This is a genomic window from Pantoea sp. MQR6 (assembly GCF_022761075.1).
GTDB lineage: Bacteria > Pseudomonadota > Gammaproteobacteria > Enterobacterales > Enterobacteriaceae > Pantoea > Pantoea phytostimulans.
In genome coordinates, this window is sequence record NZ_JAKYXB010000004.1 from 50,306 (window position 1) to 73,129 (window position 22,824).

Genomic DNA, 22,824 nt, shown 5'->3' on the forward strand with positions numbered 1-22,824 from the left:
AGCCATCTCCTGGCGGTTAAGGGTTAAGGGGTGAAAGTTGCTGTTCCAGCGCGGCGACGGCGTGGACAAAACAGTGCCGCGCAATTGCGATGTTGTTATTGGTTTCAAGCGGAAAACAAGGGGGTAAATGAGCCAGTGCCTCAGCAAAAGCAGAGTGTCGATAACGCTGCCGCTCGGCAGGTGAGCGGGAATAGAGCAAGTGATTTAATCGACTGAGCACCGCCGGTTCGAACACCGTTAGCCAGTTATCACGCGCCACACCACGCGAGGATGGCGTAGCGCGTTCAGCCTGACGTAATGCCGCTGTCGCCGCCTCGTCAAGGCCTTCGGGGGTAATCGCCACGCCATATTGCTCAGCTGCTGCAGCCACCGTCAGCAACGCATTCTCCACATCCTGTTTCACAGCCACAGGATCGCGTTGAAAAGGATCACCCCAACCGCCTCCGCCCGGCGTTTGCAGCAACACTTCGTCGCCTTTCTTGACGCTTAACAGGTCTATTTTTCCCAGTATCTGACCGCCGTTAAGGTGCGGATCGAGCGTTAGCCGCGTGGGTTTGCCTGGCATTCCACCGTTCACGCCCCAAGGCTGAAAAAGCATTCGCTCCATGCCGCGCGCCAGCAGCGTAGTGTCATCCTGCAAAATACGCACGTGAATCTGCTGCCCCATGCCGCCGCGCCATTGACCTGCGCCTGCGGAATCTTCGCGTAAGGCATATTGCAGAATCTGGATCTGCGTTTCGGCCTCCACCATTTCGACCGGATTGTTTGCCAGGTTAGAAATACTGTTATCGCGGCCATCAATGCCATCCCGGCCATAGCGTCCGCCACCGCCGCCAACCATCGGCTCCATCACCTGCACGTTCAGCTCTTTGCCGTTGCCTCCACTTTCAGCCACCACAAACGGAATAATAGTGCCGCCGCTGGCGGCTGGCATGACTTGCGGTAAAGCCTGTCCTAACAGGCCATTCAGCAGATCGTTGACGCGCACTGCCGTGGCGTGTCTGACACCCACCGCAGCGGGATAAAGCGGATTTACCAGCGAACCAACGGGTGCGTAGAGCGAAATCGGTTCGAGCAGCCCGGCATTAAGCGGAATGGTTTTGTCCAGGGTGCAGATCAAGGCCAGAATACGCAGCGTGAGCCAGGCGTGCGGTTCACCGTGGCTGGGAATGTTCAGGGCGACAGCCACCTGCGCATCACTGCCGGAGAAGTCCAGATGCACGTGACCATCATCAAAGGTTGCGCTCAGCGCCAGCCGCACCGGCAAGCCACTGCCCGCCGCATCATCCAGAAAATCTTCAAACTGGTAGCAACCATCCGGGATGCGGCGCAGCACCTGACGCGCCCTTGCTGCCGCATACGTCTGCAAATCTCGCTGTGCCTGGACCACCGTTGGCGTGCCATGTTGAGCAACAATTTTTTCCAGCCGCTGGCGTCCCGCGCTCAGCGCCGCAAGCATGGCCTGAATATCGCCAGCGTTGGCTTCCGGTGTGCGGCTGTTGGCAGCCAGAATATTCACCACATCCTGATTCAGCTTGCCTGCACGCACCAGTTTCACCGGCGGGATTTGCAGTCCTTCCTGAAAAATATCGCTGTTAGTGGGCGATATACTGCTGGGTACTCTGCCGCCGACGTCTGAGGCGTGTAAAAAAGCCCAGCCCCAGGCGACGATTTCACCCTCAACAAACCAGGGTTCCAGCACTTGCAGATCGGGCAAATGCGTTGCTAAACCGCGTGATCGCCACGGATCGTTGGTGAGGATCACATCGCCCGGCTCTGGCTCAGTTATTGCCTGAAGAGTGGTGAGCGCATTTAACCCGACAAAGCCAGAAACGCCGATGCCTCGCGGATAGGCGAAAAATTTACCCTGTGGATCAGCGACCGCACAGCAGAAATCAGCGGTCTCTTTAACGTACAGTGTGCGGCCCGTTCGCTGCAGGATGTGACACATCTCTTCGGTCAGCGCCGTGAGTTTCTGATTCAAAATCTCAAGCGTAATCGCATCCAACTTCATCGTGTTTCCCCTTGCGGCTGACGGCTGATGATCAAATTACCCGCCTTATCCAGTTGCCCTGACCAGCCGGGTAAAATCAACGTAGTGGTATCGTCTTGTTCAACAATTGCCGGCCCTGCAAGAACGTGGTCGAACTGAATCTGTGACCGTGACCACACCTCAGCGGAGAGCCAGTTTTGATGGAGAAACAGTGGGCGCTGAAGGCGTGATTCACTCGCGGGTGCAGGAACAAACGCATTCTCTGACGGGCGCGGCAATGAAGCCGTTAATGAAAGACGCAGCGTGGTTAATTCAATCCCGACGGCCGCATTATTAAAGCCGTAACGTTGTTGATGAAGCTGTTGGAAAGCCTGTATCAAACCTTCCAGCTGGATATTTTCTGGCTCCGCCAGGCTAACGCTGAGTTCATAAGCCTGACCGCTGTAGCGCATATCTGCTTCTACCATGCAGCGCGATGTATGACTCAGCGTTGCGGCTTGCTCCTGGAACCATTGCTGGGCCAGCTGATTGAGTTCGGCAATCGTACTGCTTAAGGTGCTAAAGGTTTCTTGATTAACAAACACACGCAGGCTGCGAACAAAATCTCTGCGAATATCCGCCGTAATAGCGCCTTGTGCGCAAAATGTCCCTGGACGCAGCGGAACGACAAGGCGATCAATACCGGCTTCACTGGCGAAGAAATTAGCGTGTGTGGGGCCTGCACCACCAAACGGAATAAGTGTTAACGCATCCGCTGAAACGCCACGATGCGCCAACGCTTTATTCAACGACGTCGCCATTTGCGTGGTCGCTACCGCCAACGCGCCGCTGGCAACGCGCTCTGCAGCATGGTCACCTTCAAGCCCCAACTGCCCGGCTAGGTTTGCCAGCGCCTGATGCGCCGCCGCAAAATCCAGCGGAAGAGTGCCAGCCAGCAGGGCGTCTGGCGCTAAAATGCCGCACACCAGATAGCAATCGGTAAGGGTGGGAACATTGCCACCGCGATTGTAAGCAACCGGCCCGGGATCAGCGCCTGCGCTCTCTGGGCCGACTTTCAAAATGCCATAATCGTCCACGTGAATAATCGATCCGCCCCCTGCGCCTAGCGCGGAGACACCCACCACCGGCAATATCAGTGGCATGCCGCCAATATCAGTACGATTGACGCGCTCTACTTCGCCGTCGGCCGAAACGGAGATATCGCTGCTGGTGCCGCCCATGTCAAATGTGACAAAGCCGCCGCTTTCGGTGCTTTTTGCTAAATACGCTGCGGCGATAACGCCTGACGCGGGACCGGATAATAAGGTATCAACCGGACGTTCACGGGCCGCATCCAGTGGCAAAACGCCGCCATTTGATGCGGTGATCAATAGCGGAGCATCTATCGTTTGCCGTTCAAGCAAATTGCTTAAACGGCTAAAGTAGCGCTGCATCAAGGGTTGGATATAGGCGTTCAGCCCAGCCACCAGGGTGCGTTCGTACTCGCGGATCTCAGGCCACAATTGTGCAGATGAAAGCACCGGAATAGCAGCGAAGTAGCGACTCAGTTGTTCGGCAAGTTCGCCTTCAGCTCGTGGATTGGTATAACCATTGATAGTGACCAGCGCGACGGCACTGACGTTTAAAGCATGAATGCGCTGCGCCAGCGCGTTCAATTCACTTTCTTCAGGCCACTGCAATACCTTGCCCTGTGGACTGAAACGCGCCGAGATTTCCAGTATGCGCTGACGAGGCAAAAATGGCGGTTCTCGATCGGCATGAAAATCAAAAGAAGAAGGCATGCGGGCGCGAGCTATCTCCAGCACATCGCGAAAGCCTTGGCTGATCACCAGCGCGACGCGGGCACCGCGACGCTGAATGATGGCGTTCAGACCCAGCGTAGTGCCATGCAGCACTAAAGTGAGCGCGCTGGCCGGCAATCCACTTTTTGCCAGTAAAGCCATTAACCCCTCACTGACCGCCAAAGCAGGATCTGAAGGTGTACTGGGCTCCTTGTGGAAGAGCGTGTTCTGACGCTGAGGATCAAATAAGACAAAATCGGTAAATGTCCCGCCTACATCTATTCCCACGGTTACCCCGGCATCGGGCCTGTTATTCACCTTATGACTCCTGAATCACTGGCAACTTACTAAAATCGCAGACGAAAAGTGCTGCTAATTTCCTTTGCTTTCAGCCATAAGACGAGTAACAAAAATCACTATCCTTTGCCGTAATTCGCATTAAGCCTTGCGCGCTATTGGCGCTAAATGGCTATAGATGGGAAAAATCGGTCTAACTCTTCGCATCGTGATGCTTTATTTTGGCTTTAACGCAAAGGAGAAATGAGATGTCGACATCGCTAAGCCCAGAGGAAAATGCCCTACTGCCTGCTATTGAGGCGTGGATCTCGTCCCATCGTGAACAGCTGATCGCTGAGTTGGCAGAATGGATTGCCGTGCCCAGCATTAGCCGAGCTGACCTGGCTGTACCGGGCGCGCCGTTTGGTCCGGCATGTGCCGAAATACTGGAAAAAGTGTTATCGCAGGCCACTGCGGCGGGGTTCCACACTGAAAATCATCAAGGCTATGCGGGATCAGTGGTTTATGGCGAGTACCCGCAGGACATTGGCGTAATCAGCCACTTGGATGTCGTACCGCCCGGTGATAACTGGACTTATCCTCCCTTCACGCTGTCCCGCCATCACGACTTTTTAATTGGACGTGGCGTCGCAGATAACAAAGGCCCGGCAATTCTGGACCTTTATCTGCTTAAGCTGATACGTGATTTGGCGATTCCGCTGCATCACAACCTACGCATCGTTTACGGCTTAGCAGAAGAGACCACTATGGCGGATCTGGCCTGGTTCGCGCAGAACGGTCCGGTTCCTGACGTCTCGATTGTGACCGATGGTAAGTTTCCGGTGAACAATGCACAAAAGGGTCAGCTAACGCTGAGTCTCCATGTTCCCGATGCCGGTTTACTTGCCGCTATACAGGCTGGAACGGCCAGCAACAGCGTGCCGGAATTCGCCCAGATCCTACTTCCTTCGGCAAAAGTAGTGAATACCGATCAGCTTACTGGCTTAGCGGCTGGCAATGTGACAGGGGTCGAGACAGAGAAGGGGCTTGTACTGCAGGCGCGCGGAAATGGTGGGCACGCCGCGTTTCCTGATGGCACGCTTAATGCCGTACGTGTCTTGCTGGCCGCGTTGCTACAGCTGGATCTGCTGAGTGACACTGAGACGGTGTTGGCAAACCAGCTAGACCGACTGTTTGGTTCACCTTATGGTGAATCCGCAGGTATTGGGTTGGAGGATAATCATTCCGGCAAACTCACGCTCAACGCGGGTATCTGGACAAATGCGGCGCCCAATGTGCTGAGCATAACCTGCGATATACGTTATCCCGTTTCCTTTCGCGGCGAGCAGATTCTGGAAAGATTTAAACAGCATCTTAGCGCTTCGGATGTGCAACTTAATCCTCAATGGCGTGATGTGCCGCCTTTCTTTTTACCCGAAGAGAACGAGATTATTCAGCTGCTGCAACAGAGCTGGAACGACATCACCAGACGTGAGGATCGGCCCTATTCCATGGGCGGCGTCACACATTCCAAGGTGTTGCCCAATGCGATTACCTTTGGGCCCGGCTACATTCGCACCGCAGAAAATACCCCTGACTTTCTACCACAAGGACACGGCCTGCCGCACGGTGCTGATGAGGCTACGCATCTGCCCTCGCTGCTGGCAGCGTTACCACATTATGTTATTGCTCTGATTCGGCTGGATCAGCATTTATATCAAAAGCGGACTAACCGCTGATAACAACGCTGGTGTGGCGTTGATAACAAGCCAGAAAAAAATAGATGGGGTGCTGGAAAGATTTCAGTAAGCCCCCGTCACCCTTTTACCGCCTCGGGAAAAACCTCCACCAGCCAGGCGATAAACACCCGTAGACGATGTGTCACATGGCGGTTTTGCGGATAAACAACGTGGAAAGGATAAACCGGAGGCCGCCATTCATGCAGTATTTCCACCAGCGATCCCTGTTTCAGCTCCTGCTTTATTGAATAAGTGAAGGTTTGAATAATGCCCATTCCGGCAATCGCCGCCGCCAAATGCGCATTGCTTTCATTCACGCCAATGCGATGATCGGGTTTAATTTCTTTTTTCTCGCCGTCCCTTTGAAATCTAAAAGGAAAGGCTCTGCCCGTTAACGGAGAAAGGTAGCTGATCAGCTTATGGCCATTGCTGAGTTCTTCGGGATAGGCGGGGATACCGAACATTTTTAAGTATTCCGGCGTGGTGCAGGTAATCAGGCTTGCATTACCAATATGCCGCGCAATCAGCGATGAATCGTCGAGGGGGCCACCACGAATCACACAATCGATATTGCCACTGATCAAATCCACGGGGCGATCGGCAACGCCCAAATCAAGGCGAATATCAGGATAGCGTGAAAGGAAGTCCGGCAGCGCCGGAATCAACACGTCGCGAGCCGTTGATCCCCCCACATGAATATGTAAGTGCCCGTGCGGTTTGTTGCGAGACACGATAAATGACGTATCGATATCTTCCAGATCGATAAGAATACGCGAGGCTTTCTCGTAATATTCACGCCCTTCCGGCGTGGTCATGACGCGTCGGGTAGTGCGCTGCAACAGACGAACACCCAGATGCGCCTCAAGAGACTTCACTAATTTGCTTAAGGTGGCATTCGGCATGTTGAGTGAATCTGCCGCGCGCGTGAAGTTTCCGGTTTCTACTACCCGCGTAAAAGCCCGAATGGCCATCAACTGATCCAACTGCCGCTCTCCTCAATTCGCCAGAATGATTATCCACCGCTGTGAATAGTCATTTTCATTTTTGCTAATTTTTCCGCAATGTCTTCGACGCTACATTACTTACAGGGCCTGTTTAGCAAACCATTTAATAAGTAAATGGCTTCAAAAACAGGCAGGTAAATCAACTTATCGGAAGGAGTATGTAATGAGCAAGCAATTGTCTGGAAAGATCGCGCTGATTACCGGCGGTACGTCTGGGATTGGACTGGCAGCCGCCCAAGAGCTGGCTGCACAGGGTGCGCAGGTTTATATCACTGGACGCCGTCAACAAGAACTGGATGCGGCGGTTGCCACACTCGGCTCCACTGCTGTGGGCGTTCGTGCCGATGCGTCATCGTTGACGGAGCTGGATGCGGTTTACGCGTTAATCGCTAAACAATCTGGACGACTGGATATCTTGTTTGCTAACGCAGGCGGTGGCGACATGATGCCGCTGGGCGCGATTACCGAAGAACATTTTGACCGCATTTTTGCAACCAATGTGCGAGGCGTTTTATTTACCGTGCAGAAAGCCCTGCCGCTGCTGGTTGATGGTGCCTCTGTGATTCTGACTGGCTCCACCGTCTCCATTAAGGGGACAGAAAACTTCAGTGTCTACAGCGCCAGCAAAGCCGCCGTAAGGAATTTTGCGCGATCATGGTCGCTGGATTTGAAAAATCGTGGGATACGCGTCAACGTGGTCAGCCCTGGGCCAGTACGCACGAACGGCTTGGGTGGATTGGTTCCCGAAGAACACCGTCAGGGACTTTTTGACAGCCTGGCAGCACAGGTTCCATTGGGCCGGCTGGGTGAACCTGAGGAGATCGCTAAAGTGGTCGCGTTCCTGGCATCCGATGCGGCAAGCTTTGTGAATGGCATTGAGTTGTTTGTTGATGGGGGAATGGCTCAGGTTTAAGGGAGTGGTTTATTGACTCTTGAGTTGATCGATAGGATAAAACGTCACCCTCTTTGGCGTTTTATCCTTTATTTGTCCTGTGCGATCTTTACCCCATAACCCCCCCGAGAATCCCCCTGCATTGACACAATCAAACGCGTTCGCACGCCGTCGCGAATAAGGTTTAGCCGCCGTAACGTATCTTACCCGTGAAGTGTTGAATGGCAGGAAATATTAACTACCGCAACACGTGGAACGATCGCGCCTGATAACGGCAGGCCTTAGAATGCGAAGACAAAAAAGGCCGCCCATTGGGCAGCCCGTTTTGGCACGTCCTTGTACGACCATGTTTATTTGATTAGCTCAGCCGAAACATAGGCACCGTTATCAACGCGCGCGCCGGTGATTTTGTATGACGCGCCTGCTTTATGTGCCTGAGCCGCAATTTTGGCTTCAGCACTGTCCAGAGTGGAAGCTGAAGCGGTAACACTTTGTGCGAAGCTGCCGAAAGAAACCAGTATCAGAGCGGTAACTGCAACAGTAGTTTTGATGGATTTCATGGTCATTTCCTCAGTGAAGTTTGTTTGTTTGAGGCGTCCTGCCTCGATGTGAACAATCATAGAGCTGAGGAGAGCGGATTAAAAGCTGAGCTATTTGCTCAAATAAATCAAAAATATTGAATATGTTTCGAGGCCTCCGAAAAGGCTGTTTTACAAGAACAGATTGATACGTTGCACAGCCTTAGCCAAAAGCGTGTTTAAAACTTAATGTCAGAAACCGTTTGGCCATCAGCAAGTTGCCTTCAAGCCGGTGTCAAGACGCTCCCCTTTCTAGCTTCGCGGCTAAAGCTGCCAGTGGAAATGCCGATAAATCGTACTCATCCAACCACTGTATCAAGCGACTATGTTAACGATAAATCATAACCAAACCGCTGCATTGTCGAACAAAGGACGTTTGAGCACCGGCTCTGTGCTGGAAAGAACCATTGAAAGATTGTCATCAGGGTTGCGAATAAACAGCGCAAAAGATGATGCTGCAGGACAAGCCATCTCCAACCGCATGACGGCAAACATCAACGCTGATAGCGCCGTAGCGCGAGGTCTTAATGACGCGATTAGCTACTCACAAACCGCTGAAGGCAGCCTGAGTACCATCGGTGACTTGCTGATTCGGGCTAAAACGCTGTCGATTCAGGCTGCCAACGGCACGTTGTCTGATGCTGACCGCATAAGTGTAAATAATGAATATCAGCAAATTCTTGCCGGTATAAATGACATCGCCGATCAGACGGAAATTTTTGGTCAGTATCCCTTAGCCACTAATAACCCGGAATTGCCGCCGGCTCTGCTGGGTGATGTAGCACCTATCAAAACCCAATTTCCCGTATCGGGTAAAAGCTATTCGTTTACTTCCGGCATTATCTCGCTGGCGTATATCCCTGCGGGATCGACAAATATAAAAATCAGCATCGATTCGCTGGGTCAGGACGATGATCTCCAGTTATTTACGCGAGACGGCAAGCATCTGGTTGGCACGCCGATCAACGGCAGCGATCCCGATTTTACCTGGGTAAGTAAGGGAATAACGGATGACGCAACCGCGACATCACGTCTGCTTACCAGCAGCAACGGCTTCGCCAGCGGGGCAACCTACGACGATTCGCAGCTGACTGAAGGTGGTGCAACGTGGGCATTGGCGGGCAGCAATTCGCTTAGCTATAACGGAATGACCATTAGCTACAGCGGTGATGGCGATCGTTATGAAGATGCAACCACCGGCAATTTCAACGATGGCGTCAATGGCAGTAACCGTCAGGAACGCATCAGCATTAATACCGTCACGGAAGATCTGATTGTGGTGGTAGTCGGCAATGGTTCTTTTAACAGCAATCTTACCTGGGGATTACTGCCAGAACCCACATCGACGCCCGCCGTTGCGCCAAAGCAGAGCCGGCCTTTAGACGTCGTGACCAGCGCAAACTTTGGTCAGCCGGTGCAGTCAGACAGGATTGCGGCTACGCCATCGGATACGAAAACCTTGGGACTGAACAACACCACGTTGCTGAGCGAAGGTGACATTTCCATTACCATGACAGCATTAGATGCAGCGCTAGAAAAAGTCAGCCAATACCGTTCAAGCTATGGCGCTAAGATCAATCGCTACGAATCGAATAAATCCGTGCTGACACAACAAGGGATCGACACAGAATCAGCCCGGAGCCGAATTCAGGACGCAGACTATGCCCAAGAAGCGAGTCTTTTAGCGCGAACGCAAATATTGCAGCAGGGACAAAATGCTGTCTCGAAAATAGCGAACAAAACGTCCGAACTCGTTCTTGATCTGTTGCGCGATCAATAACGGCTTTAGGTTCAACGTCCCCGGTTTTCATCTCCGCTTTAGCGCAACCACGCTTGATTATTCGCAGGTTATTTCACTCGGGGCCATGGAGGGCCACTGCCATAAAAGGCCAAACACGACAGCCTTTAAATACGCCTTTTTATGAACATTGACGCGCCATAATAATCTCCATACCAATTTGCTGGCCGTAAGAGAGTTCAAGCGTATTTCCATCCGGGTCATTAAAAAATGCCCAGTAGCCTACTGGCGGCAATGATTGCTGAGCTGCCCGCCGCAAAATCCCTTCCTGTTCAGCCAGTTTGACTTTGGCATCAATCTCTTCCTGGCTGCGACACGCCACACCAATATGACCAAATGGCCCGAGCGGCGTATCCACGCTGACCTGAGACTGAACCAAGACCAACGCAAACGGACGCGTTAAGTCTGAAAGCCAGGCGACTTTCTGTGCCTCAGCTATGCCTGGCTCGCGCTGATGAATCACCTGCATATCGGCATAGCGCTGGTAAAAATCGATACTTTTTTGCAGATCTCTCACCTGTAATGCCACATGGCTAAATCCGATATCGTTCGCTGACATATCCCTGCTCCTTGAAATCGCTGGAAGCTGAGGATGTCACAAGCAGTAATTAACAGTTGATCGCAGGTGCTTAACTGCTGCGCGGTTATGTCATGACGAAGCACACTGTGAGTTTGCTCACCCTTTTGACCCCTTTGCGCAAATAAAAGGTAAAGGCTATCAAATCCGTAGATCAATACAGGTAGGAGTTATCAATCTGCCGCTATATCTTGTTACGAAACCGAAACGGAGAATAACAATGAGTTCGACAGAAGATACACACAACACGTTAGCTGCAGGTAAATGCCCCTTCCATCAAAGTACGCCAGATCAAAGCGCGGGCGCGGGCACGGCGAGCCGTGACTGGTGGCCAAAGCAGCTGCGGGTAGACCTGTTAAATCAACACTCCAATCTCTCTAATCCATTGGGCGAAACATTCAATTATCGTGAAGCGTTCAGCCAACTCGACTATTTCGCCCTGAAAGGCGATATCAAGGCATTATTGACCGACTCACAGCCCTGGTGGCCTGCGGATTGGGGCAGCTATATTGGCCTTTTCATCCGCATGGCATGGCACAGTGCAGGTACTTATCGCGCCGTTGATGGTCGTGGCGGTTCCGGTCGCGGTCAGCAGCGCTTTGCACCCTTAAACTCCTGGCCAGATAACGTCAGCCTGGATAAAGCGCGTCGCCTGTTGTGGCCAGTTAAGCAGAAATATGGTCAGAAAATTTCCTGGGCTGACCTCTATATTCTGGCGGGCAACGTGGCGCTGGAAAACGCCGATTTCCGCACCTTTGGCTTTGGTGCCGGACGTGAAGATGTCTGGGAACCGGATCAGGATGTGAACTGGGGTGATGAAAAAACCTGGCTCGAACATCGTCATCCTGAATCTCTGGCGCAGGCTCCGTTAGGTGCGACCGAGATGGGCTTGATTTACGTTAACCCGGAAGGCCCAAATAACAGCGGCAATCCCGCTTCGGCAGCGCCAGCGATTCGCGCCACTTTCGGTAACATGGGTATGAACGACGAAGAGATCGTTGCGCTGATCGCGGGTGGCCACACGCTGGGTAAAACCCATGGTGCAGCCGCAGCCAGCCATGTTGGTGACGATCCTGAAGCCGCGCCGATTGAAGCTCAAGGCTTGGGTTGGGTCAATAGCCATGGCAGCGGTGTAGGTGCAGATGCTATTACATCGGGTCTGGAAGTTGCGTGGACGCAAACGCCAACGCAATGGAGCAACTACTTCTTTGAGAACCTGTTCAAGTATGAGTGGGTACAGACACGCAGCCCAGCTGGCGCTATTCAGTTTGAAGCCGTGGATGCCGATGAAATCATTCCTGATCCTTTCAATTCAGAGAAGAAACGCAAGCCAACCATGCTGGTAACAGACCTGACGCTGCGCTTCGATCCTGAGTTTGAAAAGATTTCGCGTCGTTTCCTGAACGATCCGCAGGCGTTTAATGAGTCGTTTGCGCGTGCCTGGTACAAGCTGACCCACAGAGATATGGGGCCAAAAGCGCGTTACATCGGGCCGGAAGTGCCAAAAGAAGATCTGATTTGGCAGGATCCGCTGCCGCAGGCAGTTCATACGCCAAACGCTGAAGATATTGCGCGTTTGAAAACAGACATTGCTAATGCGGGCCTTTCGGTCGGTGAACTGGTCTCTGTTGCCTGGGCCTCTGCTTCAACCTTCCGTGGCGGCGACAAGCGCGGCGGTGCGAATGGTGCCCGCCTGGCGCTGGCTCCACAAAGAGAATGGGAAGTGAATGCGCACGTTGCACATGCCCTTTCGGTGTTGGAATCAATCCAGCAAGCTTCAGGCAAAGCATCACTGGCTGACGTCATTGTGCTGGCCGGTGTTGTGGGTGTTGAGCAGGCTGCGGCAGCCGCTGATGTTAATATCAGCGTGCCTTTCACGGCCGGTCGTGTTGATGCTCGTCAGGATCAAACAGATGTAGATTCATTTAATCTGATGAAGCCGGCTGCTGATGGTTTCCGTAACTATCGTGGTGTATTGAATGGCACCTCAACTGAGGCGCTGTTGATTGATAAAGCGCAGCAGTTGACGCTGACAACCACGGAATTGACGGCGCTGGTGGGCGGTCTGCGTGCTATCGGCACCAATTTTGATGGCAGCCAGCATGGCGTGTTTACTGGCCGTTCCGGCGTGCTCAGCAATGACTTCTTTGTCAATCTGCTGGATATGCGTACCGAGTGGAAAGCGACCGACGTCACTTCGGAACTGTTTACGGGACGCGATCGTGTTAGCGGCGAAGAGAAATTCACCGCAACGCGTGCTGACCTGGTATTCGGTTCCAATGCCATCCTGCGCTCAGTGGCAGAAGTCTATGCCAGCAGCGATGCTAAAGAGAAGTTCGTTAAAGACTTCGTCGCCGCCTGGACGAAAGTGATGAATCTGGATCGCTTCGACCTGCTTTAAGAATCAAGCCCGGGAAAGGAAATCTCTCTTTCCCGGGCTTTTTCTTTAATAGCAATGTGATAAGGCCGCTTTACCACTGCGCTATATTCTAAAAATCATCCTGTTAAAGGGAATGACTTATGCTGATTAACCTACAAAATCACGTTAACGCAACTACACAGAATAAAAATAAAACGTGCCACAAGCGTGATACAACAACCAGAGTGTTGTGCTCAAACAGTCAGGCACATATCCAGGTAATGAACCTCAAAAAAATGGGGCTTTCACTTCAGGCTATTGCGGCTATTACTGGCTTCTCGGAAAAAGAGATCATTCATTTTCGCTAAAATACCTGATGGTGTTGAGTGAAAATATCTCTCTCGTTGTCGATTATTTACTGACTGACATTTCGAACGCTAACACAATAATAGCGTTTTACACCGTTGGCACTTTACTCCTGTAAAGGATGACGTGCGCACTTTTATTCAAACAACAGCTTAGATAATGGGCAGCAGATATACCACGAAAAAGCCTCTGTTTATACAATAAAAAAGGCGAGACACGCTTTCTGTCTCGCCTTTTTAATCACGGTTAATCAAAGAGTAAATGCCTTATTGATTAACTGCTTCGTGCCTCTTTCTGCACGGCATTGGGCTTACGATGCGCCAGTGGATAAAGCATGCTGGTAATCACTAAACCAATAATCCATGAAATATTGGCGCCGGGAACCAACTTCGCATAAGGACCGGAGAAAAAGGCATTCTCTACAAAAGGCACCTGCACAATAATCCCGCAAAAATAAACCACCAATGCTTGCGTATTCACTAAGCCGTAGCGTCCACCATCAGCACGAAAAATAGACGGAATATGATAATGCTGCTTATTAACATAATAGAAGTCGATCAGGTTAATTACGCTCCACGGAATTAATACTGAAATCAGCGCCAGAATAACGTTAATAAAGAGTGCCACGAAGTTATCTGAAGCACCCAACGCCACCAGCACACCGCCAATTAACAGCGAGGCAGAAAAGATCATGCGCACGGATGCGCCGGGGGACCATTTGGGGCGAAAGGTTTGCACTGCAGTTATCAGCGAAAGCACCGCGCCATATAAATTCATGGAGTTGTGGCAGATGATATTAATCAGAAACAGCACCATTAAAACCGGCCCTAACCAGCCAGTAGCATGGCGTACAGACATCATGGCATCGCTGGTTGGCGCAATATTCACCGCCATCATGCCAAACACAAACGCCAGAATAGTCCCGCCGCACGCGCCTAAGTAGGTGGCGATGAAGGGCTTCGCAATGCCAACATTGGCTGGCAGGTAACGTGAGTAATCTGAGGTATAGGGTGAAAAGCTAATCTGCCAAACCGCACCAATACAGAAGGTGCCGAACCAGCCCGCCGCACTGATACTGCCGCGTTCCCAGAAATCAGCTGGCAAGGGTTGCAACATCATCAATATCAGACCGACAATCAGCGCCGCGCCCATTACCCAGGCACCAATTTTGTTTATCTTATGAATAAAATGGTATCCCACCATGCCGATAAAGGTTGCCAAAATGGCACCAATAATTGTCGCGAGAGTAACCGGAATCGTCGGAATGACGTTATTAATCACCTTGCCAGAGAGTGATATATTTGAGATGAAAAAACCCAAATATATCACTGTCGTGAAACATATCATTAACAGCGAGCCGTAACGTCCAAACTGCGCCCGGCTTTGTACCATCTGGGGAATGCCGACTTTCGGGCCCTGAGCGGATGTCAGCGCCAGAAACAAACCGCCGAACATATGACCCGCGATAATCGCCGTTAATGCTGCAATAACATTAAGATGAAACGTTTCTGTTGCAATAGCACCACTGACAATCGCCAGGGGCGCGATGTTAGTACAAAACCAAAGCGTAAACAGGCTACGGGGTTTACCATGACGTTCCGATTCAGGTACATAATCTACTGATTTATCCTCAATAAGATTATTTTGGAGTGATTGAGTATTCACCGTATCCTCGAACTATAAAAATGAATTAGCGCGTAAAATAACAAAAAACGCACTCAAAAAAAACGCGCAGTTATTCTGACAGAATTATTTGTCTTTTTTATCCTGCAAAGCCTTGTGATATATCCGCTTAAAAAAAGCACTATTACGGCTTTTATTTTCTGCCGCTTGCGCTTAATAACAGACGTAAAATCAGCTTTATATAGAAATAATCCTTAGAAGCAGGATTGTTTAATCGGTGAATAACTGACCGCATTATTACACCGATTGGCAAGAAGGAGATTCGCCTTATATCGCCGGCACAAAATCGTCTCAGTCAGGCTAAACGTAGCCCATCATCCTCAACAGCGACTGCGCACGGTTCATCGCCTCAGCGCGATGCGTGACCCCCAGTTTCTGATACAAATTACGAATATGGGTTTTGATCGTTGTCGCCGCCACCGCCAGTTCTCCGGCAATCTGATCGTTGCTATAACCCGAATAAATCAGCCCCAATACCTGCCATTCACGCTGGGTTAAGGGGCTGGTGCGAATCAATTCAGGCACGTCAGGATGATTGAGCAAACGGCTGATAAAGCTTTCATCAAAATGGGCGAATTTGTGACGATGATATTTATTAATTTCCAGCAGGATCCGACGGGCACGATGACTATCAAGCTCATTGAGGGTGTTTAGCTGAATCAGCTGACGCAGCTGCTGCGCCATCATTTCCCCTTCAATGACAAAATGGCTGATAAAACCGGTGCTGCGCGCGAGCTGAAGCGCCTCAATCAGCGTACGCTGAGCTTCAACTTTTCGATCGGTTTGCCAATAGATCTGGTTCATCAACAGCAGGTTGCGGTTCATGTCACTCATCAGCCGCAGCGCACGTGCGTTGTCATTCAGCTCTTCAAGCACCACTTCGGCCTGGTTCATATCCCCCAGCAGAATCTGCGCACGCGCAATATTGCGCCACTGTCCTTGCAAGAAATGGTTGTTGGCAAAGGCGGGCTTTGGCGTTTGCCGCATCCAGCTAGCGGCGCTTTGTTCATCGCCCGTCATCTGCCAGTAGATCACGCGTACTTTGTCAGCGTTAGCGATCCAGTCGCTGTGCCAGCTGCCGTTGTTAAGCAAATTCTCAAGTCGATTAAGGTAGCTGCGTGCATTATCCAGATTACCGCGCGCTAAAGAGCATTGAACCAACAGGCCAAGGCATTGGATTTGCTGCTGCGGCTGATAACCGGTTAACACCTTGATGCCTTCGCGCGCGGCGTGCTCCGCCTCATCAAGCCGTCCCCACGCCCAGAGCAATTGTGCACGAATGCGCAGCAAAAATTCATGTAACGGGAACTGAGCCAGATGCTGTTCGCTCACCAGTACAAAGGCCCTTTCCTGGGTTTCATAAGCCGCTTGCAAAAATCCTTGAGCAAAGAGGATTTCGCTTTGCTGGATTAGACTCCAAAGCGCGTAATGCCAGGCTTCATCGCGGCGCGCCATCTGTTCCGTTTGGCGCATCAGCTTAAGTGAATTCACCAGATCGCCTTTGCAGTGCATCACTTCACCGTGCACAGATGTCGCCACAATGCGACTGTAGTGGCGCGTAGCCGGCAGGGTTTCAAGCGCCACTCTCGCCAGGCGCTCGGCTTCATCCGTATCGCCATCATTGATTGCAACCTGCGCGCGCAGCGCGTTAAATTCGCCGCGCAGCGCTTCATCAATTTCGCAGCTGGAGGCGTGTTCGAAGCGTGCCAGCAAGCTGTTTACTTCAGAAAAACGGTGCTGGCTCTGCATCAACCAGGCTTGCAGCAGCAGCAGCTTCGGGTTCTCTAGCGTCATCTCCCACGGCAGCGCCTTGAGTGAGGTTTCAAGTAGCGCCAGTTCGCTCTGATTGAACAACGTCCAGGCGTGTTCCAATAACACGTCGCGCAGCATGCTGGCATCGCCAGAAGCCAGCGCATGATGAATCGCTTCACCGGGAAAGCCTTGCGCCATCCAGCTTTCCGCCGCCGCACGATGTATCGCAGGCAGTTCGGCAGCCAGTTCCCATTCGCAACGCTGACGCAGAAAACTGCCGAACAGCGGATGATAGCTAAACCAACTGCCGGAATCGTCCATCCGTTGTAAAAACAGCCCCTGACGCTCAATCTCTTCCAGCCGCATCTGGCCATTCTCTTCGCGAGTCACACACGCGATAAGCACATCGTTCATTGAACGCAGCAAGGCGCTTTTTAACAAGAAGTTACGTGTAGGCAGATCGACATTATCCAGCACCTCTTCAACCAGATAATCGGCGAGATGGCTGGCATTAATTCCTGAAAGACGGCGCGCCGAGTGCTGCGCTGAACTCGCGCCCTGGCGGGCAGATAGTGCAATAAGCTGTAAAGCTGTGGCCCAGCCCGCGACGTCATCGCACAAGCGACCGCTCTCTTCGGTTTCCAGCGGTGAGGGCAACCGACAATCAAAAAACTGTTTCGCTTCCTGATGGGTAAACGCCAACTGCTGGCTGCCCAATTCAATTAACTGCTCGCGCACGCGCAGATTGGCAATGCCAAGCTGTGGCAGATTACGTGACAGCAAAATTAACGTGAGATTTTCTGGCTGATGACGCAAGAAGAAACGCATCGCGTCATGGATCGCACTGTTCGTGATGAGATGGTAATCATCGACGATCAGCCACAGCGGCTGTTGCCACTCCGCCAGCTCAATAAACAGCTGCGAAAACAACGCATTGAGATTGACATACTGCCGCTTCTGAGCAAGGGCCTCGCTGCGTGGACAGCCGCCATTGCTTGCCTGCTGTAAAGCGGCAATCAAATAATCGGCAAAGCGTTCTGCCTGATTATCGCCCTCGTCCAGTGAATACCAGCCGAGATGCGTTTTGCCGGCTGCCCATTGTGATACGAGTGTCGTTTTACCATAGCCTGCCGGGCTGGTGACTAACACCAGACGATAGTTACCGGCTGCCGTGAGTTTTTGTAGTAGGCGTTCACGTATCACGGTGCTTTCGAGGCGCACGGGCCGACTCAGTTTTGAGGGTATTAACATTGGCGTATACAACTCCAGGAAGGATTAACGCATCATTTTTTTACGCTTCGTAATTAATCCTCACACGTTCAAACATTCGAGTACTGAATGCAAGCAGACCGATTAACTGATCTTTACAAAAGTGGGGTTAATCACACTCCTGCGCCGGTTTCAGATTAGCCTTAGCTTTCTCCACCCTGCTCATCCTCCCTGCGTAATTCTGAGGAGGAGGAGGATGGGTACAAGCTGGACGGGCAAACTGGTACGCATTCTGACCTACCGCTCTGACAGGACAACCTAGCCATGACACAGCATCAATTTGATCCCTCCAGCTTCACGAATGCCCTGACACGTCAGTGGCAACGCTTTGGTTTACGCGATGCCCGCGAAATGACGCGCACGCAATGGTGGCAAGCCCTTAGCGGCGCGCTCGCAGAGAGTGTGGCGGAACAACCTGCCGTAACAGCGCCAACGTCTGCCCCGCAGCGCCACGTAAATTACCTTTCGATGGAGTTTCTGATTGGGCGTTTGACCGGCAATAATCTGCTGAACCTCGGCTGGTATAACGGGGTGAATGACGTCCTTTCCACTTTTGATGTCACGCTCAGCGATATTCTGGAACGTGAAACCGATCCCGCCTTGGGTAACGGCGGCCTGGGCCGACTTGCCGCCTGTTTCCTCGACTCAATGGCAACCGTAGGCCAACCCGCCATCGGCTATGGGCTTAACTATCAATACGGCCTGTTTCGCCAACGCTTTGTTGACGGCGCACAGCATGAATCACCCGATGACTGGCAGCGCGATCGCTACCCTTGGTTCAACCACAACGCTGCGCTGAATGTTCAGGTGGGTTTGGGTGGCAAGATCATCAAGGAGAATGGCGAATCACGCTGGCAACCTGCGTATCAACTGTTAGGTGAAGCCTGGGATCTGCCGGTTGTTGGCTATCAAAACGGTGTCACCCAGCCGCTGCGTCTTTGGCAGGCAAAACATGCTCAGCCTTTTGACCTTAGCCGTTTCAACGACGGCGATTTTCTGCGGGCCGAACAGCAAGGCATTGATGCAGAGAAACTGACCAAGGTGCTTTACCCTAATGACAATCATCAGGCCGGCAAGAAATTGCGTCTGATGCAGCAATATTTTCAGTGCGCCTGTACGTTGGTGGATATTTTGCGCCGCCACCATCAGGCAGGACGCACCATTGAAACGCTACCCGACTATGAAGTGATTCAACTCAATGACACACATCCAACTTTAGCGATTCCTGAACTGCTGCGCCTGCTGCTTGATGAACATCAACTGAGCTGGGATCAAGCGTTGAAAATCACCCAGCGCACCTTCGCCTATACCAATCATACCTTAATGCCAGAAGCGCTAGAGTGCTGGGATGTACGCATGGTGCGCAGCCTGTTGCCGCGCCACATGATGATCATCAATACGCTCAATGCGCAGTTAAAACAGCAAGTTGACGCTCAATGGCCAGGCGATGAGGCAAAATGGGCCAAGCTGGCGCTGGTACATAACAACCAGTTGCGTATGGCGAATCTTTGCGTCACCGGCGGTTTTGCGGTGAATGGCGTAGCTGCGTTGCACTCTAAACTGGTGGTACAGGATCTCTTCCCGGAATACCACCAGCTTTGGCCACAGAAGTTTCACAACGTCACCAATGGCATTACGCCGCGTCGTTGGATCAATCAGTGCAATCCTGCGCTCTCGGCGCTTATCGACAAAACGCTGCAGAAACCGTGGATCAACGATCTTGATGCGCTGAAAGCGCTGGAGAATTACGCCGACGATGCGGCGTTCCGCGCTGAATACCGCGCGATTAAGCAGCAAAATAAAGAAGAACTGGCGCGTTGGATAGCCGCACGTACCAGCATTCATGTTGATCCCAATGCCATGTTCGATGTCCAGATCAAACGCCTGCATGAATACAAGCGCCAGCATCTGACACTGCTGCATATTATTGCGCTGTGGCAAACCATCGTCAGCGATCCGCAGGCTAACCGGGTTCCTCGCGTGGTGTTGTTTGGTGCGAAAGCGGCACCGGGCTACTATCTGGCTAAAAATATCATCTATGCCATCAATAAAGTGGCGGAGACGGTTAACAACGATCCACGCGTTGGCGACCGCCTGAAAGTGGTATTTATCCCCGATTACAACGTTTCGGTGGCTGAGCGACTGATCCCTGCCGCCGATCTTTCCGAGCAAATTTCAACGGCCGGTAAAGAAGCGTCAGGCACCGGCAATATGAAGCTGGCCTTAAACGGCGCCTTGACTATCGGTACGCTGGACGGCGCAAACGTTGAGATTGCCGAACAGGTCGGCAGCGACAATATCTTTATCTTTGGTCACACCGTAGAACAAGTCAGTGCGCTGAAGGCAGCGGGCTATGCACCGCAGACGTGGCGCAAAAAAGACAAACAGCTTGATCAGGTGCTAAAGGCGCTAGAGAACGGCACCTTCAGCAACGGCGATACCGAAGCGTTTGAGTCGCTGTTGCACAGCATCGGCCCCAAAGGCGGCGATCCTTATCTGGTACTGGCTGATTTCCGTGCGTATCTGGAGGCACAAGCCCAGGCAGAAGCGCTCTGGAGCGATCAAGATGCCTGGACGCGTGCGGCGATTCTTAACACCGCACGCTGTGGCATGTTCAGTTCCGATCGCGCTATCCGCGATTATCAGCATCGTATCTGGCAGGCATCACGCTGAGGATCGCTATGAAACCGAAAAACCATCTTGATGGCTTTGCTGAGGCCGTTATTGCGAGCGAGTTCATTAATGCACATGGCCAGCCGCAGGCGATCCCACTGGTGACCCGCCAGCGTTTGCTGGCGATGATGCAGCCGCCAACAGCGCCAGCGACCTCGCTTCCTCCGGTCACGATTTTCCGCGACGGTGAGCCGCTGATTCTGCACCCGATCATCGATTCAGAGGCGCAGTGGCAATTAGTGAGCGAAGCAGGCGAGCATTGGTCTGGTCGTTGTCATGGGAATCAGCCGCTCCGTTTGCCCGCGCTGTCCATGGGATATCACGAATTTACCTTGATACAAAAAGATGAGACCCGACGCTGCCGTATTATTGTGACACCGTCACGCTGTTATGAGCCGCCCGCGCTGGTGGCTGGCAAGTCGTTGTGGGGCGCTTGCGTTCAGCTCTACACGCTGCGCTCAGATGATAACTGGGGCATTGGCGACTTTGGTGATCTGCAACGGATGTTGCAAGAATTGGCCCCGCGCGGTGGGGCCTTTATCGGCCTCAACCCAATTCACGCTCTTTTTCCGGCAGATCCTGAAAGCGCCAGCCCTTATAGCCCTTCGTCGCGACGCTGGCTCAACTTGCTCTATATCGACGTGGCAGCATTGCCCGATTTCCAACAATCACCGCAAGCGCAAGCGTGGTGGTTGTCAGCGGCTACGCAGCAGGCACTCACCGCAGCGCGTGAATGTCAGGACGTCGACTATACCGCTGTGACACAGTTGAAACTGGCTGCGTTGCGTTTGGCGTGGCAGCAATTCAAACTGCGCGCGCTTAACGACGATAACGTGAAAGCCTTTGCGGCATTCATCGACGAAGGCGGTGAAAGCCTGCGGCATCAAGCCTTGTTTGATGCGTTGCACGCCAAACAACGTGCAGAAAATCCTGCAAGCGGAGACTGGCCAACCTGGCCTGAGGCGTTACAGCATCCCGATAATCCCGCGGTACGCGCTTACGCGCAACAGCACGCCGACGAGGTGCGCTTTTATCTCTGGCTACAGTGGCTGGCGGCTCAGCAATTCGCGGCGTGCTGGCAGGTTTGTCAGCAGCAGGCGATGCCGATCGGGCTTTACCGTGATTTAGCGGTTGGCGTCGCGCAAGGCGGAGCAGAAACATGGAGCGAACGTGATCTCTACTGCCTTCAGGCGAGCGTTGGCGCACCACCTGACATTCTCGGACCGCTGGGTCAGAATTGGGGTTTACCCCCGATGGATCCGCAGATCATGCGGGCACGCGCCTTTGACCCTTGGATTGCGCTGCTGCGCGCTAATATGCGCGACTGTGGAGCGTTGCGTATCGATCATGTGATGGCGCTGCTGCGATTGTGGTGGATCCCCGTAGGACAAAGCGCTGCGCATGGCGCTTACGTCAATTACCCCATCGACGATTTGCTGGCTATCCTTGCGCTGGAAAGCCAACGCCATCAATGCATGGTGATTGGTGAAGATCTCGGCACGGTGCCCGAAGCCATCGTCGAAAAGCTGCGTGATGGTGGTGTGTACTCCTACAAGGTGCTCTATTTTGAGCAGGCGAATGAGCAAAGTTTTCGTGCGCCAGCAAACTGGCCACGCCAGGCAATGGCTGTCGCCACCACACACGATCTGCCCACACTGCGCGGTTGGTGGCAAAGCGACGATTTAACCTTAGGTAATCAACTGGGGCTTTATCCCGATAAACTGATCCTGGCGGGGCTTTATCAGCAACGGCTGGCCGCTAAGCAGGCGTTATTACACAGCCTGCATCGCACCGGGAGCCTGCCAAAACGCGCCGGGCGTCAGGCGCAGCGCACCTTAATGGGTAAATCCCTGAATCGTGCTATGCAGCGTTATCTGGCTGACAGCAACAGCGCATTGCTGGGATTGCAGCCCGAAGACTGGCTGGATATGGCCGCACCGGTCAACGTTCCCGGCACGTGTAACGAATATCCTAACTGGCGGCGCAAGCTAAGCGCATCGCTGGAACAGATATTCAGTGATCCAGAGATCACCACGTTGCTGCGCGATCTCGATGGTCGCCGACGTCAAAAATAAAACACAAAA

General features: G+C 52.5%; 13 protein-coding genes. 6 read left to right on the forward strand and 7 right to left on the reverse strand.

The genetic code is table 11. From position 1 onward, the window contains the following. Positions 1 to 16: 16 nt before the first annotated feature. Positions 17 to 2,014 (reverse strand): hydantoinase B/oxoprolinase family protein, encoded by a 1,998-nt coding sequence (locus tag MUG06_RS15450; RefSeq protein WP_243079132.1) that lies wholly within the window; start codon positions 2,012 to 2,014, stop codon positions 17 to 19. Beyond that, positions 2,011 to 4,092: a hydantoinase/oxoprolinase family protein gene (locus tag MUG06_RS15455; protein ID WP_243079133.1), complete on the reverse strand. Its 2,082-nt coding sequence runs from the start codon at positions 4,090 to 4,092 to the stop codon at positions 2,011 to 2,013. Before MUG06_RS15455 ends, MUG06_RS15450 begins: the two co-directional genes overlap by 4 nt. Before the next feature lie 227 nt (positions 4,093 to 4,319). On the opposite strand from MUG06_RS15455, the gene MUG06_RS15460 reads away from it, so the two are divergent. Then, a complete protein-coding gene (locus tag MUG06_RS15460) occupies positions 4,320 to 5,789 on the forward strand; it encodes a Sapep family Mn(2+)-dependent dipeptidase (protein ID WP_243079134.1) in 1,470 nt (489 codons plus the stop codon). A gap of 77 nt (positions 5,790 to 5,866) precedes the next feature. Here the strand turns inward: MUG06_RS15460 and MUG06_RS15465 are convergent, their stop codons facing one another. After that, on the reverse strand, positions 5,867 to 6,772 hold the full coding sequence (locus MUG06_RS15465; RefSeq protein WP_243079135.1) for a LysR family transcriptional regulator: 906 nt from the start codon (positions 6,770 to 6,772) through the stop codon (positions 5,867 to 5,869). 184 nt (positions 6,773 to 6,956) lie between these two features. Here MUG06_RS15465 and MUG06_RS15470 point away from each other — a divergent pair, with 184 nt between their 5' ends. Next, entirely contained in the window at positions 6,957 to 7,706 is a 750-nt protein-coding gene (locus tag MUG06_RS15470) for an SDR family oxidoreductase (RefSeq protein ID WP_243079136.1), read from the forward strand. A 329-nt stretch (positions 7,707 to 8,035) separates the two neighbouring features. Here the strand turns inward: MUG06_RS15470 and MUG06_RS15475 are convergent, their stop codons facing one another. Then, positions 8,036 to 8,245, reverse strand: coding sequence for a DUF1471 domain-containing protein (locus MUG06_RS15475; RefSeq protein ID WP_215848722.1), 210 nt, complete (start codon positions 8,243 to 8,245; stop codon positions 8,036 to 8,038). Positions 8,246 to 8,588: 343 nt separating this feature from the next. Here MUG06_RS15475 and MUG06_RS15480 point away from each other — a divergent pair, with 343 nt between their 5' ends. Further along, positions 8,589 to 10,043, forward strand: coding sequence for a flagellin (locus tag MUG06_RS15480; protein ID WP_243079137.1), 1,455 nt, complete (start codon positions 8,589 to 8,591; stop codon positions 10,041 to 10,043). Between the two features lie 139 nt (positions 10,044 to 10,182). Here the strand turns inward: MUG06_RS15480 and MUG06_RS15485 are convergent, their stop codons facing one another. After that, on the reverse strand, positions 10,183 to 10,620 hold the full coding sequence (locus MUG06_RS15485; RefSeq protein ID WP_243079138.1) for a VOC family protein: 438 nt from the start codon (positions 10,618 to 10,620) through the stop codon (positions 10,183 to 10,185). Between the two features lie 238 nt (positions 10,621 to 10,858). Here MUG06_RS15485 and katG point away from each other — a divergent pair, with 238 nt between their 5' ends. Then, complete coding sequence (gene katG / locus MUG06_RS15490; RefSeq protein ID WP_243079139.1) at positions 10,859 to 13,039, forward strand: catalase/peroxidase HPI; 2,181 nt, start codon at positions 10,859 to 10,861, stop codon at positions 13,037 to 13,039. Between the two features lie 597 nt (positions 13,040 to 13,636). On the opposite strand, the gene MUG06_RS15495 is transcribed toward katG, so the two are convergent. Further along, the gene (locus MUG06_RS15495; RefSeq protein ID WP_215848686.1) at positions 13,637 to 15,028 is read right to left on the reverse strand and encodes a cytosine permease; all 1,392 of its coding nucleotides are present in this window, start codon (positions 15,026 to 15,028) and stop codon (positions 13,637 to 13,639) included. Positions 15,029 to 15,346: 318 nt separating this feature from the next. Continuing rightward, entirely contained in the window at positions 15,347 to 18,049 is a 2,703-nt protein-coding gene (malT, locus tag MUG06_RS15500) for an HTH-type transcriptional regulator MalT (protein WP_243079140.1), read from the reverse strand. A 282-nt stretch (positions 18,050 to 18,331) separates the two neighbouring features. Between malT and malP the strand changes: the two genes are divergently transcribed. Continuing rightward, the gene (gene malP, locus MUG06_RS15505) at positions 18,332 to 20,740 is read left to right on the forward strand and encodes a maltodextrin phosphorylase (RefSeq protein WP_243079141.1); all 2,409 of its coding nucleotides are present in this window, start codon (positions 18,332 to 18,334) and stop codon (positions 20,738 to 20,740) included. A gap of 8 nt (positions 20,741 to 20,748) precedes the next feature. Beyond that, entirely contained in the window at positions 20,749 to 22,815 is a 2,067-nt protein-coding gene (malQ, locus tag MUG06_RS15510) for a 4-alpha-glucanotransferase (protein WP_243079142.1), read from the forward strand. The last annotated feature ends 9 nt before the right edge of the window (positions 22,816 to 22,824 follow it).

Excerpts from the sequence above, each read along its gene's own strand:
- katG (WP_243079139.1), top strand. The coding sequence starts at position 10,859 with ATGAGTTCGACAGAAGATACACACAACACGTTAGCTGCAGGTAAATGC.
- malP (WP_243079141.1), top strand. The coding sequence starts at position 18,332 with ATGACACAGCATCAATTTGATCCCTCCAGCTTCACGAATGCCCTGACA.
- MUG06_RS15460 (WP_243079134.1), top strand. The coding sequence starts at position 4,320 with ATGTCGACATCGCTAAGCCCAGAGGAAAATGCCCTACTGCCTGCTATT.
- MUG06_RS15485 (WP_243079138.1), bottom strand. The coding sequence starts at position 10,620 with ATGTCAGCGAACGATATCGGATTTAGCCATGTGGCATTACAGGTGAGA.
- MUG06_RS15470 (WP_243079136.1), top strand. The coding sequence starts at position 6,957 with ATGAGCAAGCAATTGTCTGGAAAGATCGCGCTGATTACCGGCGGTACG.
- MUG06_RS15480 (WP_243079137.1), top strand. The coding sequence starts at position 8,589 with ATGTTAACGATAAATCATAACCAAACCGCTGCATTGTCGAACAAAGGA.
- MUG06_RS15450 (WP_243079132.1), bottom strand. The coding sequence starts at position 2,014 with ATGAAGTTGGATGCGATTACGCTTGAGATTTTGAATCAGAAACTCACG.
- malQ (WP_243079142.1), top strand. The coding sequence starts at position 20,749 with ATGAAACCGAAAAACCATCTTGATGGCTTTGCTGAGGCCGTTATTGCG.
- MUG06_RS15475 (WP_215848722.1), bottom strand. The coding sequence starts at position 8,245 with ATGAAATCCATCAAAACTACTGTTGCAGTTACCGCTCTGATACTGGTT.
- malT (WP_243079140.1), bottom strand. The coding sequence starts at position 18,049 with ATGTTAATACCCTCAAAACTGAGTCGGCCCGTGCGCCTCGAAAGCACC.